13 protein-coding genes are annotated in these 18159 nt (G+C 36.6%); 7 read left to right on the forward strand and 6 right to left on the reverse strand.

Features of this window, described 5'->3' with window-relative positions:
* Positions 1 to 415 precede the first annotated feature (415 nt).
* The gene (locus AC3KVK_RS16525) at positions 416 to 1630 is read left to right on the forward strand and encodes a replication protein A (protein WP_490310568.1); all 1215 of its coding nucleotides are present in this window, start codon (positions 416 to 418) and stop codon (positions 1628 to 1630) included.
* A 59-nt stretch (positions 1631 to 1689) separates the two neighbouring features.
* Here the strand turns inward: AC3KVK_RS16525 and AC3KVK_RS16530 are convergent, their stop codons facing one another.
* A complete protein-coding gene (locus AC3KVK_RS16530) occupies positions 1690 to 2559 on the reverse strand; it encodes a DNA replication terminus site-binding protein (protein ID WP_490310567.1) in 870 nt (289 codons plus the stop codon).
* A gap of 193 nt (positions 2560 to 2752) precedes the next feature.
* Between AC3KVK_RS16530 and AC3KVK_RS16535 the strand changes: the two genes are divergently transcribed.
* The 3 genes from AC3KVK_RS16535 to AC3KVK_RS16545 all read left to right on the forward strand — a co-directional run bounded on the left by AC3KVK_RS16535 (position 2753) and on the right by AC3KVK_RS16545 (position 5911).
* Positions 2753 to 3742, forward strand: a complete 990-nt coding sequence (locus AC3KVK_RS16535) for a FecCD family ABC transporter permease (RefSeq protein ID WP_490310566.1) — start codon at positions 2753 to 2755, stop codon at positions 3740 to 3742.
* On the forward strand, positions 3735 to 4481 hold the full coding sequence (locus tag AC3KVK_RS16540; protein ID WP_490310565.1) for an ATP-binding cassette domain-containing protein: 747 nt from the start codon (positions 3735 to 3737) through the stop codon (positions 4479 to 4481). Before AC3KVK_RS16535 ends, AC3KVK_RS16540 begins: the two co-directional genes overlap by 8 nt.
* A gap of 74 nt (positions 4482 to 4555) precedes the next feature.
* The gene (locus tag AC3KVK_RS16545) at positions 4556 to 5911 is read left to right on the forward strand and encodes a class II 3-deoxy-7-phosphoheptulonate synthase (protein ID WP_490310564.1); all 1356 of its coding nucleotides are present in this window, start codon (positions 4556 to 4558) and stop codon (positions 5909 to 5911) included.
* Between the two features lie 26 nt (positions 5912 to 5937).
* Here the strand turns inward: AC3KVK_RS16545 and ppsR are convergent, their stop codons facing one another.
* Positions 5938 to 6747: a posphoenolpyruvate synthetase regulatory kinase/phosphorylase PpsR gene (gene ppsR / locus AC3KVK_RS16550; protein WP_490310563.1), complete on the reverse strand. Its 810-nt coding sequence runs from the start codon at positions 6745 to 6747 to the stop codon at positions 5938 to 5940.
* 283 nt (positions 6748 to 7030) lie between these two features.
* On the opposite strand from ppsR, the gene ppsA reads away from it, so the two are divergent.
* A complete protein-coding gene (gene ppsA, locus AC3KVK_RS16555; protein WP_490310562.1) occupies positions 7031 to 9430 on the forward strand; it encodes a phosphoenolpyruvate synthase in 2400 nt (799 codons plus the stop codon).
* Positions 9431 to 9463: 33 nt separating this feature from the next.
* Here ppsA and AC3KVK_RS16560 read toward each other — a convergent pair whose 3' ends face one another.
* On the reverse strand, positions 9464 to 9673 hold the full coding sequence (locus AC3KVK_RS16560; protein ID WP_490310561.1) for a PGPGW domain-containing protein: 210 nt from the start codon (positions 9671 to 9673) through the stop codon (positions 9464 to 9466).
* Between the two features lie 137 nt (positions 9674 to 9810).
* Between AC3KVK_RS16560 and ydiJ the strand changes: the two genes are divergently transcribed.
* On the forward strand, positions 9811 to 12849 hold the full coding sequence (ydiJ, locus tag AC3KVK_RS16565; RefSeq protein WP_490310560.1) for a D-2-hydroxyglutarate dehydrogenase YdiJ: 3039 nt from the start codon (positions 9811 to 9813) through the stop codon (positions 12847 to 12849).
* Positions 12850 to 13195: 346 nt separating this feature from the next.
* Here ydiJ and AC3KVK_RS16570 read toward each other — a convergent pair whose 3' ends face one another.
* On the reverse strand, positions 13196 to 14407 hold the full coding sequence (locus AC3KVK_RS16570) for a tyrosine-type recombinase/integrase (RefSeq protein WP_490310559.1): 1212 nt from the start codon (positions 14405 to 14407) through the stop codon (positions 13196 to 13198).
* Positions 14408 to 14608: 201 nt separating this feature from the next.
* Positions 14609 to 15898: an adenylate/guanylate cyclase domain-containing protein gene (locus AC3KVK_RS16575; RefSeq protein WP_490310558.1), complete on the reverse strand. Its 1290-nt coding sequence runs from the start codon at positions 15896 to 15898 to the stop codon at positions 14609 to 14611.
* A gap of 157 nt (positions 15899 to 16055) precedes the next feature.
* Between AC3KVK_RS16575 and AC3KVK_RS16580 the strand changes: the two genes are divergently transcribed.
* Positions 16056 to 17273, forward strand: a complete 1218-nt coding sequence (locus AC3KVK_RS16580) for an RsmB/NOP family class I SAM-dependent RNA methyltransferase (RefSeq protein WP_490310557.1) — start codon at positions 16056 to 16058, stop codon at positions 17271 to 17273.
* A gap of 51 nt (positions 17274 to 17324) precedes the next feature.
* Here the strand turns inward: AC3KVK_RS16580 and AC3KVK_RS16585 are convergent, their stop codons facing one another.
* Positions 17325 to 17771, reverse strand: coding sequence for a hypothetical protein (locus tag AC3KVK_RS16585; protein WP_490310556.1), 447 nt, complete (start codon positions 17769 to 17771; stop codon positions 17325 to 17327).
* Positions 17772 to 18159: the final 388 nt, after the last annotated feature.

The following is an 18159-nucleotide window of genomic DNA, read 5'->3' on the forward strand; positions in this document are numbered from 1 at the left end:
TTCTCTTTTACTACATTAAGATCAGATCTTTACCTAGGTAAGATCTGATCTCTACTAACGGATTGTGCTGTTATACACAGCCGTACTGGTAAATGTATGAATACAGATAGATTAGATCATAATAATACTAACTAAAACAGCCTAAATGAATAAAAAGGAGTCGAAAACGAGCTCGTAATGACATTTATGGTGTAAAAACAAGCTTTCACTTAGTATAAAGTTGATCTAAAAACATCTCCTTAGTTAAATACTGATCTCAACATCCATGCAAATGCTGGACACATGTTTATCTTAGTAAAAGAATGATCTCGGATCTTTTTTAACTTCAGATCACTTTCTTACTAACTTTAATAATTAACTTTTTGACGAGAATGTGTTGTTATAACTCGTCATAAAAAACTATACGGAAAAAACAATGTCGAGCAAGGTTAAGATTTCAGTTGAGAATCTTCCAGATACGCTAAGAGGGCAAATTCATGGTGTCGAAAGTGCCAATGATAATGAAAGCCTCGCGCTATTTACTGATAATAAAGATGTCAGAGTTCCAATTGAAAATTCTAGCCATGCATTACGAGCTTACTCGAATACGTTTAATCATTATGATTTATGGGGGCGGTTTGTTCGCTCTGGTCATAAAAAATTACCTGTAGAAGAAGCGCCAAAAAGAACCATTGTTACTCGAAGGATTTCAGAGAAAATCGATGGTATTCAGTATGATGGTGAAATAAAAATTACACCCGCAGTTGTAAGTTCTCGTGAAGATGGAGAAGAACGTGAGTTTTTAGTTTGGCCATCTGATCGTGAAGAAAAAGTCGAAAGAGCATTAATCCGTTTGGCATCAAAAGGTAAAATTGTCAAAATCAATTTTAAATCAGGTATTCAATACGCTGTTGTATTTTCGATGAATGAGTTAGCACAAGAATTAAAAGGTGTTGGTCAGTCAATGCCATTTCCTCAAATCAAAGAATCACTTGAAGCATTACAGGGATCAAAGTTATCTTTTAAATATTCGGCGACAGATACACAAAATACCAATGTCGATGACTCTTTTTATGAGTCCAATATGAACTTTTTATCTTCATTACATTTTAGTGGAAAAAAAGGGCAGGGTGGTAATGTAAAATGTGTTGCCTGCTTAAATGCATTTGTACATAACATGATCGATAATTTAGATTATAAAGGTTATTACTTTAATCGTGCGCAAGAATTAAAACGCGGTTTATCACGCTGGATGATGCTTCGACTTTATCATTTATGGCGCTATGCAGCACCTGGGAAAACACATCATTTTCGTTTACTTTCTATAATGGAAAAATACGGTTCTATTTATGCTAATGATGAAATTACCGAAAATAAATTAAAAGCACTGCGTAGAGATATGACCACCACAATGAAAGATTTGATAAATAAAGGTGTTATATCTGATTATACGATTGTTAATGTTAAAGATGATAAGACAGGCACTATCGTGGATTACACTTATGAAATGCATCCATCAGATCAATTCTGCGAAGAAATACTGACTTTAAATAAACAAAACAAGCGTTTAGAAATCCAAAGTGGGAAGCGTATTGTTGAGGAAGCGCTAACTATTGATGGCGATCAGTTAGACGAAATCGTCTCTAAGTAAATAACTTACCTGAATAGAAATAAAAAAGGAGTAATTTAACATAATTACTCCTTTTTTATTTAGTAACGTTGTAAAAACAAACGTTCTACTAAGCTCTCTCTATTTATTTTTCTTGGATCACTATCGCTTTTAAGATAATTATCAAGAACACCTAATTTAACATCTTTGCTAGGATTAATTAAAATAAATGGTAGCGCTGCACTGACATGATAACGATTCTTGGCATCAAACCTTACATTAACTTGTGGACTAACGGGTGTTGGCCTGCGAATTCTAAGTTTTTCTTTATCCGACAATGATGACACACGAAGTATTTCTTGGTTTACAAGTGAACGCCAAGCTTCAGCATTAATTTTATTAGTTACACCATAATTCTCGGAATTTTTTAAAAGCAAAATTGCTTCTTCTTTGGTAAAGGTCTTTACAGAATGTTTATGCATCCAGGTGAAGCGAACAGAATAGGGTGACTGATACTCAAAATGAATTTGACGATAAATGGCCAAAGTTAATACGTGAGGAATTGCGTTATGAACTGCTTCAAACCTTAAGTCGTTATTACTAATTTCTAAAATCGTTTTTTTAAACTGTAATTTAGCACGGTTAATTTGATTGATGCGTTCAATAACTTTCATAGGCTGTGGAGTATCGATAACAACGATACCAGGAAAACGATTCAACACTCGGCCACTATGATCTTGATCTCTATATACATTGACTAAAGATTGGCAACACTTTTCAAAAGCGACATCTCCAAAAAAAGGAGTCACAGTTATTTCATTACGAATTAGCTGCTCGTCTTTGGCGAGTACAGTTGGAATATGAAAAAAACTACAATATGATTTTTCTATAGATTTCAATTCGTCGATAAATTCATTTTTCATCAACATGATACTATCAAACTGACTGCGGATATTAAATTTAGAGCCCATAAAGAACACATCATACTATAAGTGATTTTTGTAAGACTACACCAAAGCTTTTTGTTTGTTAACTTTTTTATCGTATTTACTCAGTTTTCAGGTTATTTATTTTAATGGTGAAAGTATGATGTGTTCTCCGTGTTTGTATTATTAGAACCATATTTTGATACAATAAAATAAATCATCTTCAAGGTATAAGACATTGCATAAAAAGATTCTTTTCTTACTTACAGCATCGTTCTGTTGCGTTATGTACTTAGGCATCTTCCATGGGGGATTTCATATCCAATCGATTCCATTAATCAATATTAGTGATTTAGAAAAAACGATAGTTTTACAGCTCAGATTACCAAAAGTCGTTACAGCTATTTTAGTGGGCATATCACTTAGCTTAGCAGGGCATTTATATCAATTGTTACTAGGAAATCCTCTGGCGGAGCCTAGCCTTTTAGGCGTGAGTGGATTATGTTCTCTTTTTATAATACTCGGTGCTACGATTTTTTATTCATATAATCTAAAGTATGATGTGTTCTTTATGATGTCTTTTGCATGTCTAGGTGCCATTGTTGCGCTATCTTTAGTCTTCAAATTAGCGAAAAAACTGGGGAATTACTCAAGTACTTCATTAATATTAAGCGGTATCTGTATTACAACAATCACGTCGGCGATCATCAGCTGGTTAATTTATTACTCTAATAATGATCAGCTTAGACAATTCAGTATGTGGATGCTTGGCAGTTTCGAACACGTAACTTACCCAATGCTGTTAGTGGTCGGTTCCATGGTTTTATTGATTGTAACTTATGTGTTTATAAAGAGAGATAAACTCGATTTGGTATATTTAGGGGACAAAAATGCGCAATTGTATGGATTAAATACAGCCAAATTTAGACGAAATAATTTAATCTTAGCAAGTGTTTTGACCGCTTGTGCAGTCACTCTAGGTGGCATGATAACATTTATCGGTTTGTTAGTGCCCCATGCGACACGCCTGCTGTTTGGCCATAGCAATAAATTGATCATCCCCGTCCTCATTATTAATGGTGCAATGATCATGGTCATTATTGAATGGTTTTCTCGTACTTTGACAGTTTACCAATTACCCCTTTCACTTATCACCACCTGTATAGGTGGCCCGATATTTCTAATCATTTTGTTTTCGAGTTTCAAAAATAGAGTCCAGTATGCTTGAGATAAAGGATTTAAAGTACACGGTAAACAACGAGTTTAAAATCGAAATAAAGGCACTAAATCTGGTTAAGGAATTTTATCATTTATTAGGTCCTAATGGGGCAGGCAAAACGACTCTTCTAGATATCATTTCGGGATTAACACCGTTAACAAAAGGAATGGTCTCGATAAATGATGAAGCCGTGACCCCATTTAATATAAACAAAATTTGCCAATTAAGACGGTATTTAACACAACAGCAGAGTATTCATTTTTCCTTAACGGTGAAAGAGATGCTTAGCATCGCGCATCAAAATATCGATTATGCCAACTCGACTAACCATGACGTAATTACAGGGTTAGATCTCGTTAATTTAATGGCCAAAAAAATTTGTAATTTATCAGGGGGTGAGCAGCAAAGGGCGCACCTCGCTCGTGTACTTTTAAACATCAACCCAGAAGAACCACAGATACTTTTATTTGATGAGCCTTATACAGGATTAGACGTAAAACATAAATATTGGTTAAATCAATATTTAAAACAACAAGCTAACTTTCATTGCATCATAATATGTCACCATGAATTAAACTTGGCTTTAAATTGCAACCAAAGTGCAATAATAATGAATAACGGCGCTATAGATACTATAGTTCCTGATGCCTCTACGATAAAAAAAGAAACTTTAATGCGGGTATTTTCGCTTCCTGAACAATCCTTTAATGAAAGAAACAAAGCGAAGGTACAAATAATTGGTGTTTAGCTACTTTTATCCCTTGAATTTTACAACCAGACCTGTAAATTCAAGGTTGAGGTAATCGGAATGAGGAAATTAACGTGGAACCTTGGAACCCGAATAGTTGGAGACAAAAACCAATTGTTCAGCAGCCAGAATACCCTGACGCTGCTCAGTTAACAGAAGTTGAAAAACAACTTAATAGTGCCCCACCTCTAGTCTTTGCGGAAGAAACGCGAAGCCTATACAAAGAGCTCGCTGCCGTTTGTGAAGGCAAAGCCTTTTTATTGCAAGGTGGAGATTGCGCAGAATCATTTTCAGATTTTAACGCTGCTAATATTCGCGATACATTTAAAACAATAATGCAAATGGCCGTTGTTTTAACATATGGAGGTAAATGCCCAGTTGTTAAAATTGCACGTATGGCAGGCCAATACGCTAAGCCACGTTCAACAGATTATGAAACCATTGATGGCGTTAGTTTGCCTTCATATCGTGGCGACATAATAAATAATTTTGAGTTTACTCCTGAAGCGCGGATCCCAGATCCACAACGCTTGATGACTGCTTATCACCACAGTGCTGCGACTCTAAACTTGTTACGTGCATTCGCTCAAGGTGGTTTAGCTGACTTACATCAAGTGAATCGATGGAACATGAGCTTTGTTGCAGCTAACCCTCTAAAAGACAAATATCAGCGCCTTGCTGATCGCATCCAAGATTCATTAGAGTTTATGGAAGTGTGTGGAATAAACTCAACCAATGCACCGTCTTTGCGAGAGACCGATCTATATACGTCACACGAAGCACTCTTACTGGGTTATGAAGAAGCATTAACGCGACGAGATCATTTATCTGGTGATTGGTATGATTGTTCAGCCCATTTTGTCTGGATTGGAGAACGAACACGTCAACTAGATCATGCTCATATCGAATTTTTCCGTGGCATTAAAAACCCTATCGGAGTAAAGGTTGGTCCAGGCATGGATCCAGATGAGCTTATTCGTTTAATTGATGCTGTAAATCCAGATAACATTCCAGGAAGGCTCACACTGATCACCCGGATGGGTGCAGATATACTGCCTGAAAAACTACCTGCTTTAGTTAGAAGAGTTCAAGAAGAAGGAAGAAAAGTAGTCTGGAGCTCTGATCCAATGCACGGCAATACAGAAAAAGCAAACACGGGATACAAAACTCGTAGCTTTAACAATATATTACGTGAAATTAGTCAGTTCTTCGCTGTACATAAATCAGAAGGTTCATATCCAGGTGGAATTCACTTAGAAATGACCGGTCAACATGTCACTGAGTGTACAGGTGGCGCTTATGGCTTATCGGAACATGATTTAGCTCAACGCTATCGTACGCAATGTGATCCCCGTCTAAATGCGGACCAAGTTTTAGAGTTAGGTTTTCTGGTTGCTGATTTACTCAAAGATGCACGGAAAAAAGTCTAAAATATAAAAGCACCGAAAGGTGCTTTTTAATACTTACGTCTTTCTAAGCCCGTTTCAGCCAATATTTTTGCTGATATTTCTTCAACAGAATGATGCGTCGAGCTTAAATACGGGATTTTATTATTCTTATAAAGCATTTCAACTTCACGTATTTCAAGCCGGCATTGTCGCAGCGAAGCGTAACGCGAATTGGCCATACGTTCATTTCGAATTGCAGCCAAACGCTCAGGTTCAATAGTTAAACCAAATAATTTTTTACGATATGGTACCAAAGCTCGAGGTAACCTCAACTCATCCATATCATCTTCAGTAAAAGGATAATTTGCTGCTTTTATTCCATATTGAAGGGCTAAATAAAGGCTAGTCGGGGTTTTACCACAACGACTTACACCGACTAAAATAATGTCTGCTTCGTCATAATCTTTTAAATTTGAGCCATCATCATTAGCTAATGCATAATTTACGGCATCAATTCTAAAATCATAGTTTTTTTCATGGATACTATGAGTCCGGTGCGTCCGAGGTACAGGAGCGACTTTAAGCTCACTTTGTACTTTATCACTAATCGTTGTTAAGAAATCATAAGTAATAGCATCAGCTTCATTAAGAATGTCGCTCAATTCATGGTTAACAAACGTATAAAACACTAACGGTCGTTCGCCTGAAATTTTTGCACAAGCATTGATCTGTGCTTTAATTTCTAACGCTTTTTCGACGGTTTCAACAAAAGGGATGGTGATATGTTTAAACTCAACAGGGAATAAGGATAATGTGGCATGACCGAAAACCTCTGCTGTGATCGCGGTTCCGTCTGAGATATAAAATGCAGATCGCATTTTGGCTCCTAAAAATTCAACAAATATGCATGTTTATTGTTGCTCAACAACATTAAGCAACATCGTGTGTTTACGTCAGTATGTCGCACAGTGTAGAATTAACGTGGCATTTACGAAAGTCATTTTTAAAACTGTGTCACTCAACAGTAATAAAGTGGTAAGTGCCGGTTCATGACTTATAATTTCTGTATTAACCCCGTTCAAAAACAAGGGCATGTTTAAAATGGTTACACAAGCACGTAAATTATTTTGAGCCCCCTAACTATATAGTGAAATATATTAAATGATTTCAAATAGTAACAAACTCTCACAAGAATATATCCTCTGGTATCAAGACCTAGGCATGCACGATGTCCCTCGTGTAGGCGGAAAAAATGCATCGCTAGGTGAAATGATTTCTAACTTAGCCAATGCGGGTGTCCAAGTACCAGGTGGCTTTGCAACCACTTCTGATGCATTTAACGACTTCCTTGAGCAATCAGGCTTAAATGCAAAAATCTATGCCGTTCTTGATCATCTTGATGTCGATGATGTAAATAAACTGGCGAAAGTGGGTGCAGATATCCGTCAATGGATTATTGATACACCATTTCAAGCAGAGCTAGATAGCGCCATCAAACAGGCTTATAGTACGTTGCATGGAGATGACAATGCAGATGTTTCATTTGCAGTGCGATCTTCCGCTACAGCCGAGGACATGCCTGACGCATCATTTGCAGGTCAACAAGAAACATTTTTAAATGTACGCGGTATCGAGTCAGTAATGACAGCAATAAAGCATGTATTTGCATCATTATTTAACGATCGCGCAATTTCATATCGTGTACACCAAGGTTATGATCATCGTGGCGTTGCGCTATCAGCCGGTATTCAACGTATGGTACGATCAGACAAAGCGTCTTCGGGTGTAATGTTTAGTATTGATACTGAATCCGGATTTGAAGATGTCGTTTTTGTTACTTCAAGCTATGGCCTGGGTGAAATGGTCGTTCAAGGCGCAGTTAACCCAGATGAGTTTTATGTTCATAAACCAACACTTGCTAAAAATTGCCCCTCTGTAGTACGACGTAACCTTGGTTCTAAAGCAATTGAAATGGTGTACTCATCAGATTTAAGCCATGGCAAACAAGTTGAGATCATCGATATAGAACCCGCTCGTTCTAATCAATTCTCAATTACTGACGATGAAGTCATGGAGTTAGCAAAACAAGCCGTGATTATTGAAAAGCATTATGGTCGCCCCATGGATATTGAATGGGCAAAAGACGGTAATGATGGCAAGTTATACATAGTTCAAGCTCGGCCGGAAACCGTACGTTCAAACGAAGATGCGAATGTTATGGAGCGTTATCAGTTAAATGAAACCTCAACGGTGATTGCCGAAGGACGTGCAATCGGCCATAAAATTGGCTCAGGAATTGTTCGTGTCTTAAATGATATTTCAGAAATGGATCAGGTACAAGTAGGTGATGTTCTTGTTACTGATATGACTGATCCTGATTGGGAACCTATCATGAAACGCGCAGCAGCAATCGTAACAAATCGTGGTGGCCGTACGTGTCATGCAGCGATTATTGCGCGTGAGTTAGGTATTCCTGCAGTGGTCGGTTGTGGTAACGCAACAGATTTAATCAAAGCCAATCAAAATGTAACCGTATCTTGTGCCGAAGGTGATACCGGTTACATCTATGAAGGCGAGCTAAAGCATGAAGTAATCACCTCGCGTGTTGATGAAATGCCTTCGCTTCCGATGAAAATCATGATGAATGTCGGCAACCCTGATCGTGCCTTTGATTTTGCACGCTTGCCTCATGCAGGTGTGGGTCTTGCTCGCCTAGAGTTTATTATCAATCGAATGATTGGTGTTCACCCAAAAGCATTAATCAATTACGACACCCAGTCAGATACAATCAAGTCTGAAATCAATGACATGATTGCGGGCTATGAATCACCAGTCGAATTTTACATTGCCAAACTGGTCGAAGGAATAGCTACTTTAGGTTGTGCTTTTGCACCAGAGCGTGTCATCGTTCGTATGTCTGATTTTAAATCAAATGAATACGCAAACTTAGTCGGCGGTCGTCAGTACGAGCCAGAAGAAGAAAATCCAATGATCGGTTTTCGAGGCGCTGCTCGATATATTTCTGAAGATTTCCGTGATTGTTTTGCGCTCGAGTGTGAAGCCATTAAACGCGTTAGAAATCAAATGGATTTGACTAATGTTGAAATAATGATCCCATTTGTTCGTACGCTCGAAGAGGGCAAACGTGTCATTGAATTACTTGAAGAGCATGGCTTAAAACGTGGTGAAAACGGTCTTAAAGTTATCATGATGTGTGAGTTGCCTTCAAATGCGCTACTGGCGGATGAGTTTTTAGAATATTTTGACGGTTTTTCAATTGGCTCAAATGATTTAACCCAATTAACGCTGGGTCTAGATCGTGATTCAGGATTAATCGCGCATTTATTTGACGAACGAAATCCAGCCATTAAAAAGTTGTTATCGATGGCTATTCAAAGTGCGAAAGCAAAAGGCAAGTATGTGGGGATTTGTGGTCAAGGCCCTTCGGATCACGAAGATTTTGCTGCTTGGCTTGTAGAGCAGGGTATTGATTCTGTTTCGTTAAATCCAGATACAGTTTTAGAAACTTGGCTTTATTTAGCAAAACAATTGGCTAAATAAAGCAATCAATAAAAAGGAGCTTCGGCTCCTTTTTTAACGCTTAATCAATTTATCTAATTGCTGGCAAGATACTTTGAGCAATCGTTGGCAATGACTTAAATACCTTCGCGCTTTTGGGTAATAAAAAGAAAGCAAGAATAATCCTGCAATAAAGAAAATCAAAGATGGACCCGGTACAATAATAAACATCAGACCAAAGACAAAACACAATAAGGCCACACCAATAAAAAAGTATTTTTTCATAATTATTCACTCCTTGTATAGAGTATAACCAATTAGTCATGTCTGTTTGTTAAATGTTGTTACAAAACATCAACAGCTCAATTTTCATTAAATATGAACGTGATATAATAAAAAAAAATCTCAGCAACTAAACCGTCATGATTGCAAAAATAAGCCAACAGCACATTTTACCTCCGCTAATTTATGAGTTCATTACTCAACTTAGTCACTCACAATTTTCTGGTGAAATTGATCATAGTTATGCGACGCGTATCGTCAATGCAACGGATAACAGTATTTACCAACAATTACCCCAAGCTGTATTATTTCCAAAATCATCGACAGACATCAATACAATACTCGCTCTTGCAAATGAAAAAGACTTTGAATCCATAAAGTTTGGCCCGCGAGGCGGGGGAACGGGCACGAATGGCCAATCTTTGACTCCTGGGATCGTGATAGATTTATCACGTCATATGCGTGAGATTTTAGAAATTAATGTAGAAGAAAAGTGGGTCCGAGTACAAACAGGCGTAATAAAAGATCAGCTTAATGATTTTCTTAAGCCCTACGGTTTCTTTTTCTCTCCAGACTTATCTACCAGTAATCGAGCCACAATTGGTGGCATGATCAATACAGATGCATCGGGTCAAGGCTCGTTAGTGTATGGTAAAACCAGTGATCATGTTATTGCGTTGAAAACGTCATTAATGAATGGAAGTGAAATAGATACTTTTGCAATGACGACACAGCAAGCACATGCAATAGCTGACAAAAATGATCTTGAAGGTGAAATTTACCGTACGGTACTAAATATCGGCCTAACAAAGCGAAATGATATTTTATCAAAATTCCCAAGATTGAATCGCTTTTTAACAGGTTATGATCTTGAGCATATTTTAAGCGATGATTTAGAAACATTCGATTTATCACGTATTATCACTGGCTCAGAAGGGTCGTTAGGCATTGTTACCGAAGCAAAGTTAAATTTAACACCTATCGCACCATTTAAAACACTCATCAATATAAAATACGATAGTTTTGACTCTGCATTACGTAATTCTCCATTTTTAGTCTCCGCAAATGCAACCTCAGTAGAAACTGTTGATAGTAAAGTTCTTAATTTAGCAAAAGAAGATCTCATATGGCACTCAGTATCGGACTTAATAACTGATGTCCCAAATAAAGAGATGCTCGGTTTAAACATGGTTGAGTTTAACGCCGAAGAACAAATCGAAATTGATGAAAAAGTCGGGCACTTATGCCAAAAACTCGATGAGTTGATGCAAAATAGAGAAGCTGGAATTATTGGTTACCAAGTATTAACTAACAAAGCTGATATATTAAAAATTTATGCTATGCGCAAAAAATCAGTTGGCTTACTCGGTAATACAAAAGGTAAACAAAAGCCTCTCGCATTTGCTGAAGATACTGCAGTACCGCCAGAAAACCTTGCTGATTTTATTGTTGAATTTCGCGCATTGCTCGATAGTTACCAATTAAGTTATGGAATGTTTGGCCATGTTGATGCTGGGGTATTGCATGTTCGTCCAGCATTAGATATGTGCGACCCAATACAAGAAAAATTGCTTCGTAATCTATCTGATGAAGTCGTAAAATTAACGGCAAAATATGGCGGTTTGATGTGGGGCGAACATGGAAAAGGTTATAGAAGTGAATACGGCCCAGAATTTTTTGGAGAAGATCTCTTTCTTCAACTAAGAAAAATAAAAACAGCCTTTGATCCTCTTAACCGCTTAAACCCAGGAAAAATCTGTACGCCACTGTCATCAAATGATCAATTAGTCAGTGTCGACGATCAAAAACGGGCCTGGCTTGATAAACAAATTCCAACCACTGTTAAAGCAAACTTTGAAAATGCAATGAACTGTAATGGTAATGGATTATGTTTTAATTATGATGAAAACTCACCAATGTGTCCTTCATATAAAGTTACCGGGGATAGGCGCTACTCCCCTAAAGGACGGGCAAGTTTAATGCGTGAATGGTTACGATTACAAAGTGATCAAGGCATCAATTTACTGGACCATGAGCATGAGTTGTTAGCGGGGCGCTCTTTAACATGGTTTAAAAAATTCCAAAACACCTTAGATAAGCGCTCTAAAGTCTATGACTTTAATCACGAAGTAAAAAAATCTATGGATGAATGTTTAGCATGTAAAGCATGTACAACTGCTTGTCCCATAAAAGTGGATGTGCCAACATTTCGTTCGCGATTTTTAAATTTCTATCATGGCACGTACAACAGACCACTTAAAGATTATGTTGTAGCAAACATTGAAAAAACAGCTCCATTAATGTCACAGCTAAACTGGCTGATTAATCCTTTTCTGAAAAATACTCTTATTCAAAGCGCAATTAAGAAGACAATAGGGTATGTAGATACCCCGATTTTAAGTCAGCCAAACTTAAAAAGTCGAATGGATAAAAAACATATTTTTGATATTGATTATTTAGCAAATCAAAGTCACGAAGAAAAATCAAAAACCGTTTTGATTGTCCAAGATCCTTTTACCAGTTTTTATGAAGCTGAGTTAGTAACAGCTTTTATTACTCTACTTGAAAAGTTAGGAAAAAATGTATTCGTTTTACCATTCAAACCAAATGGTAAGGCACAACATGTAAAAGGATTTTTGAAAGAATTTAGCAGTACAGCCTCGACATCAGCTGATTTTTTAAATCAAGTCAGTCAGTTAAATATTCCGCTAGTTGGACTCGATGCCTCATTAGTCATGTGTTATAGAGATGAGTACGTAAGTATTTTAAAACAACAACGAGGTGAGTTTAAGGTATTACTTGCGCATGAATATTTATCTAGTTGCCAATTTCCAAAAATTAAAAGGGCAACACATGATCAAATTACGTTATTGAGTCATTGTACTGAAACAACCGCGCTGCCAGGTGCAGCAACCGTTTGGAAAAATATTTTTTCCGATGTTGGTATTCACTTAGTCACGCCAGCAATTGGCTGTTGTGGTATGGCCGGGACTTATGGCCATGAAAAACAAAATCAAATAAATTCAAAGTCACTATATGATATGAGTTGGAAGCAACACATTGAAAATAATCCTATTGAAAACATTGTCGCTACAGGTTTTTCATGTCGAAGCCAAGTGAAACGGTTCGAAAAGAAAAAGCCTAAACACCCGATAGAATTTTTAGCTAATTGTTTCTAACTATTTAAGCTGAGTGTTACTCAGCTTTTTTCCTTCTAATTTCAATGGCTGGCCTAGTTGATAAGCCATAGTTAACAATACTTACTAAGATTAGTAAAAAGCACATAGCCACGAGAAATTCGATCAGGGCAGTGAAGAAAATAAAATTCAAATTAATGCCCGATGAATTAATGTCAGCTGTAATGAAAGCCCGTAAAAATAATAATTAAAGAGAATTCTTTCTGGGTCGGATGCATTACACAGCTTCTGGTGCAGCTACAAAAAGAACAAGTACCAAAATTAACTTTATAAATAATTGCAGGAAACACTATGTAAATCAAAGCACATGTAAAATGAAAATACTCGATTAAATTTTTCTCTTAATTCCTGATTTAGCACGCTCTTTTACATTAGTTTGTATATATATCTGGTCAGTCGTCGCCAACTTTGCATGACCTAAATCTTCAGATAAGTGTTTTAATGGACGTGATTGTGCATCGTGAGTTGCGCCAGTATGACGCAGCCAATGCGCAGTTGCTGAACGGAGTTGATCTGCATCATCAATAAACCCATCTTTTCTTAAAGATTTTTCAGCTAAATCAAAGCTTTGTTGAACTAATCGTCTTATTTGTCTAACTTCCATACCGCCTTGGCCCCTTAATTTATGTATTATGGCGAAGGGTTCATCCACTGTCGGTAAACTTGGTAACCCGCGGTACAGTCGGTACCTTTTCAAGTACAATAAAAAATCTGCAGATAAAGTTACATCTCTAAGCTTATTACCTTTGCCCATAACTCGTAAAAACCAAAAGCCATCATGATCTTGCCAAAAATGTGACATAACAGGCGACCATTGTGGCCGTTCTGATAATTCCGAAATCCGCAGATATAATCCTTTTAAACAAGCAAGTGTAAATAAGTTACGTTCAAGATTTGGTTCTTCAATCGCTAAATCTTTTGTTACACCAAATACATACTCCCACTGAATATCACTGAGTGTATCTGGTTGATTTATTTGAGATTGCGTAATCAAATAAGGACAATTTTTTTTAACAACAGGTACAAAATTTGTGAACGTTTTTTCCTCAAGAATAGCGAATTTATAAAATACATTTAACGCAGTAAACAACGAGGAGATAGTTTGTTGGCTGATTCGGTTTTCTTTATGCAGAAAAGGCCGCCACTTATCATTAGCCAAGCGTTGGCCATTCATATCTTTATATCGCCATTGCACAGAATCGCTGATCCAATTAGTTTGCGGCTCAAGTACAAACTCAACATATGCTTCAATATCTTCACGTTTTAAATCAAAGACTGATTTTTTTGCTAGCAGCCAGGACCAAAGATGCAACCTTTCAATTTCATTTCTAAATCGATTAAAAGTGGATTCAGACTTTCTTCCATAAACATATAAAAACAAATATAAAAACTTTAGTTCATGGCTAACACTAGGAATTGAAACGTTTAATGATGAAACAAATTGATGAAGTTGTGGATATTCGGACTGTAAAGTCCCATCTTCTAAATGTGCAATTTGATATCTAAGCTGCTTAAGAGTATCGACTAACGAAATTAACATGAAATTATTCTGTTTTTTTATTATTATGCTCTTTAAGTCCGATACTGTCTAGTATTGGACATTGAATTATAAAATATAATGCTAAAACCTGAATGTATTAAAGAAATTTATGAGCCTCAGATTTAAATAAATAAGGTCTGATATCTAATTAGTGACAAAACAAAATAATTTAACATAATCTTAATTATGGGATATTGCTTGTCATTTGAATTGACCGACAAGCTCGCCTTTTAGTGTCCCATTTGACTGATATGATTTGAGTGTTAATTCAAAGAGAGAATCTTGCCAAATTACTTCATCCGAAAAGTGCCAAACCCGTTTATCTGATAGAACTATTTGCTTGTTAAATCTTTCGATATTGCCTGATTTATCGGTTTGAATTGAGAAATTTATTGATGAATTAACCTTTTCAATGTTTAAAGATAAATTGAAATCAGTTAACTTAACTTCACCATTCACCCAGTATATAACAACAAATTCATCACTATACTGACTCATACCTTCAGTACTTTTATTAAATTTTATACGAGGTAACGACCAGGATTTATAATCATTATTGAGCTTGTTAATCCCATAGTTTATTTCTGCTACCTGATACTGTCTCTCAAACTTGGATATTGGAAAATAAAAAAGATAAACACCTCTATCTAACTTTTTGTTTAAATTAGATTTTTCTATATCAAGGTCGGCAATAGTATCATTCATCTCATCATCTATAACTCTAAGTTGTTGGGACGGCTGATAAGTAAAGGAAATTTTTGGTACTACATACTCATTATATAAGCTATGAGTAAATAAAGAACAAATCAATATAATAAAAATTAGTATATAAGAATAACTAACCTTATAAACAGCCCCATTTTTAGGCTTTAAAGGTGAACTCCTGCTGGGTAAATACACTTCAAAGATATTAACTTTTTCTTGGATTCCTTTTAATTTATAAAAGCCATGGTCTTGCCAAGCAATATTTGGTTGTGACTTTAACCACCCGCAAGCACTATCAAAAACTGAATGACTCATCAAAATTTGTCCACCGACTGCAAGGTGCTCAATTCGTGAGGCACGATTTACATGGCGACCAAAGATATCTATTTGCATATCGTTTTCGACTGACACCTGACCAATATGCAGGCCAATTCGAATGCTCAATTGGTCTTCATCAACTTTAATTTTCTTGATATTTGTTTGAATGGTGAGGGCCGTTTCAACAGCGACAGAAGGTTCAGAAAATATTGCCATTACAGAATCACCAATATATTTAATCACTAAACCGCTATGTTGATTTTCTATAATGTCACAGAGCATTTGATCATGCTCGAGGTGCAACTTACTGGCTAAAAGATCTCCTTTCCTTTCGGTGAGCTCTGTAAACCCGACAATATCGGTAAACATAATTGTTAACACAGCAGCGTTATGACTTTTTATATAATCTAATATATGGTCATTTTCCTGCGATGATATGGGGACGAGTTCGCTAGGAATGGCTTTCATATACACTCAAAAACTAAATTAAGATACTTCTGAGTTTAGGAGATATTTCTAGCCAAACAATGAAGAATCCAATAAACCAGTAAATGAACTTAATTAACCTTGCTTATCTAAGGTCAAAAACCTATGATCGCGTCGTATTTTATTTTAGGTTTTGAACATGTCAAAGTTTGTGCTATCACCCCGCGTTTGTCACACAGCCATCACTATTTTAGAAGATGTCGCAGTAAATCACCTTCCTTTAGATAAAGCGTATTCACAACATTTTCAAAAACTAGACCTAAACAGTCAAGAACACGCAGATATCACCCAAGTAGTGGGTGGAATTATTCGTAAGTTAAATTTATATTTGGCAATTCTAAATATCCCTGTCGATGATTTGCCTGACAATCAAGCCGCACTATTTGTCATTTGGTCATTATTGAATAATTTGCCCATTCCTGCACATATTCAACATACGGCCCCACAAGTTTGTGAGTTTAAGACACGAATAGATGAGCTAAAAAACCAACACGCCTTACTCGACGGCTGCCCTGCATGGTTAGAAACACTTGGCCATAGCCAATTAGCTGAACAGTGGCCTATTGAGCGAGCCGCGTTATCCGCTGCACCTCGTCGTTTTATACGCGTTAATACCCTCAAAATCGATCAATCAAATTTAAAAACGCAATTGGAAAATGAAGGTATCAGCGTAATAGATGTACCAAACTTCAATAATGTTTTAGAAGTCACGTCTAATTCGAGCCTGTTTAAAAGTAACGCATTTCAAAAAGGCCTCTTTGAACAACAAGACCCAGGTTCTGTATTAATTTTCAATGCACTTAATGTATCTTCTGGACAAAAAGTGATTGATGCATGTGCCGGCGCGGGTGGTAAATCATTAGGACTTGCAGCTCATATGAACCGCAAAGGCCGTCTACTGGCTATGGATATTGAGCAACATAAACTTGACACACTCAAAGTACGTGCCAAAAGAGCTGGCGCAGATAATATAGAGACGCGCTTAATTACTTCAAGTAAAACAATCAAGCGCTTAAAGCTTAGTGCTGACAAATTATTATTAGACGTCCCCTGCACAGGCTTAGGTGTATTAAAAAGAAACCCAGACGCTAAGTGGCACCGAGATATGTCGGTCACCCTACCTGATTTACTTGCATTACAGGCAGACATTCTCAGCAGGTATACAAAAATGTTGAAAGTAGGTGGTGAAGTTGTTTATGCCACTTGCTCAATTTTGCCCTGTGAAAATCAAAAGCAAATCAAAACATTTTTGGCTAGAAATGCCAATTTTGAATTGCTTGATCAAGCAACTATTTCACCAGCAGAAACTGGTTTTGATGGGTTTTATTGGGCCAAATTAAGACGTATTTCTGAATAAATACGCATAAAAAAACCGACAGTTATGTCGGTTTTTTTATTTGAGACTAACTTAAATCGCCACTTTGTCAGCGTAGCGCTTTACAAATTGAGTGAGTGCTTCGCCATTACATTTGATTTGTTTGGCGTCTGTTTTAGATTTTACAACTTCCAACCCTTTTTCTGCTGCTGCAACACAAATATTTGATTCATGTTTTTCATCCGCGGCAAATAAACTAACCTGCTTGACTGGCGATTTACTCTGTTCAACTTCGTTGTTATAGTTGGCGGCAAAGACATTAATACGCTCTGCATTACAATAAAAATTTGGATTGTAACGGCTTATGTATTGACCATTTTTACCTGCGAACTCACGTGCAGCATTGAAGCCCTGTTTGGCAGCAACAATACAAATTTGTGTATCGATAGATTCATTCACAGCAATAAAATCATGCTGGCTAGAGGCAACAACTTGAGATGATAGTACAACGGCTGACAACGCAATTATAGACTTTAACATTTAGAACCCTTTGAACAGATGAACAATTTTCGACCGCATTATAGAGGCTAAATATTGACCGTCAATTAGATTATTTATTTAATCCATTAAAAAATATAACATTAAATAATCAATAACATCTAAACTACACTATTAACATTGTTAAAACACCATTCCCGATTTTATAACCTCAATTTTACTCAGCATTAATGAGTGTGATTTACTAAATTCAGATATTATTCTTTTCCGCAAAGAAAACACACAACGTAAACGAAACAAGCTTGCTTTTATAAATTAACCCTGTATAGTGCGCACCTACTCCGACAGGTGCTTGTTTATTTTTTAAGCAGTTATTTAAGCCAAGGTCGGTATCATTTAGATAAATGATAAAATAGCCGAGGTTTAAAGA

It is taken from the genome of Pseudoalteromonas sp. J2K-J979, from assembly GCF_058169715.2.

Bases quoted from the DNA above. Each gene is read 5' to 3' on its own strand.
- AC3KVK_RS16585 (WP_490310556.1), bottom strand. From the start codon at position 17,771: ATGTTAAAGTCTATAATTGCGTTGTCAGCCGTTGTACTATCATCTCAA.
- AC3KVK_RS16525 (WP_490310568.1), top strand. From the start codon at position 416: ATGTCGAGCAAGGTTAAGATTTCAGTTGAGAATCTTCCAGATACGCTA.
- AC3KVK_RS16570 (WP_490310559.1), bottom strand. From the start codon at position 14,407: ATGTTAATTTCGTTAGTCGATACTCTTAAGCAGCTTAGATATCAAATT.
- AC3KVK_RS16575 (WP_490310558.1), bottom strand. From the start codon at position 15,898: ATGAAAGCCATTCCTAGCGAACTCGTCCCCATATCATCGCAGGAAAAT.
- ppsA (WP_490310562.1), top strand. From the start codon at position 7,031: ATGATTTCAAATAGTAACAAACTCTCACAAGAATATATCCTCTGGTAT.
- ppsR (WP_490310563.1), bottom strand. From the start codon at position 6,747: ATGCGATCTGCATTTTATATCTCAGACGGAACCGCGATCACAGCAGAG.
- AC3KVK_RS16540 (WP_490310565.1), top strand. From the start codon at position 3,735: ATGCTTGAGATAAAGGATTTAAAGTACACGGTAAACAACGAGTTTAAA.
- AC3KVK_RS16560 (WP_490310561.1), bottom strand. From the start codon at position 9,673: ATGAAAAAATACTTTTTTATTGGTGTGGCCTTATTGTGTTTTGTCTTT.
- AC3KVK_RS16580 (WP_490310557.1), top strand. From the start codon at position 16,056: ATGTCAAAGTTTGTGCTATCACCCCGCGTTTGTCACACAGCCATCACT.
- AC3KVK_RS16530 (WP_490310567.1), bottom strand. From the start codon at position 2,559: ATGGGCTCTAAATTTAATATCCGCAGTCAGTTTGATAGTATCATGTTG.
- ydiJ (WP_490310560.1), top strand. From the start codon at position 9,811: ATGATTGCAAAAATAAGCCAACAGCACATTTTACCTCCGCTAATTTAT.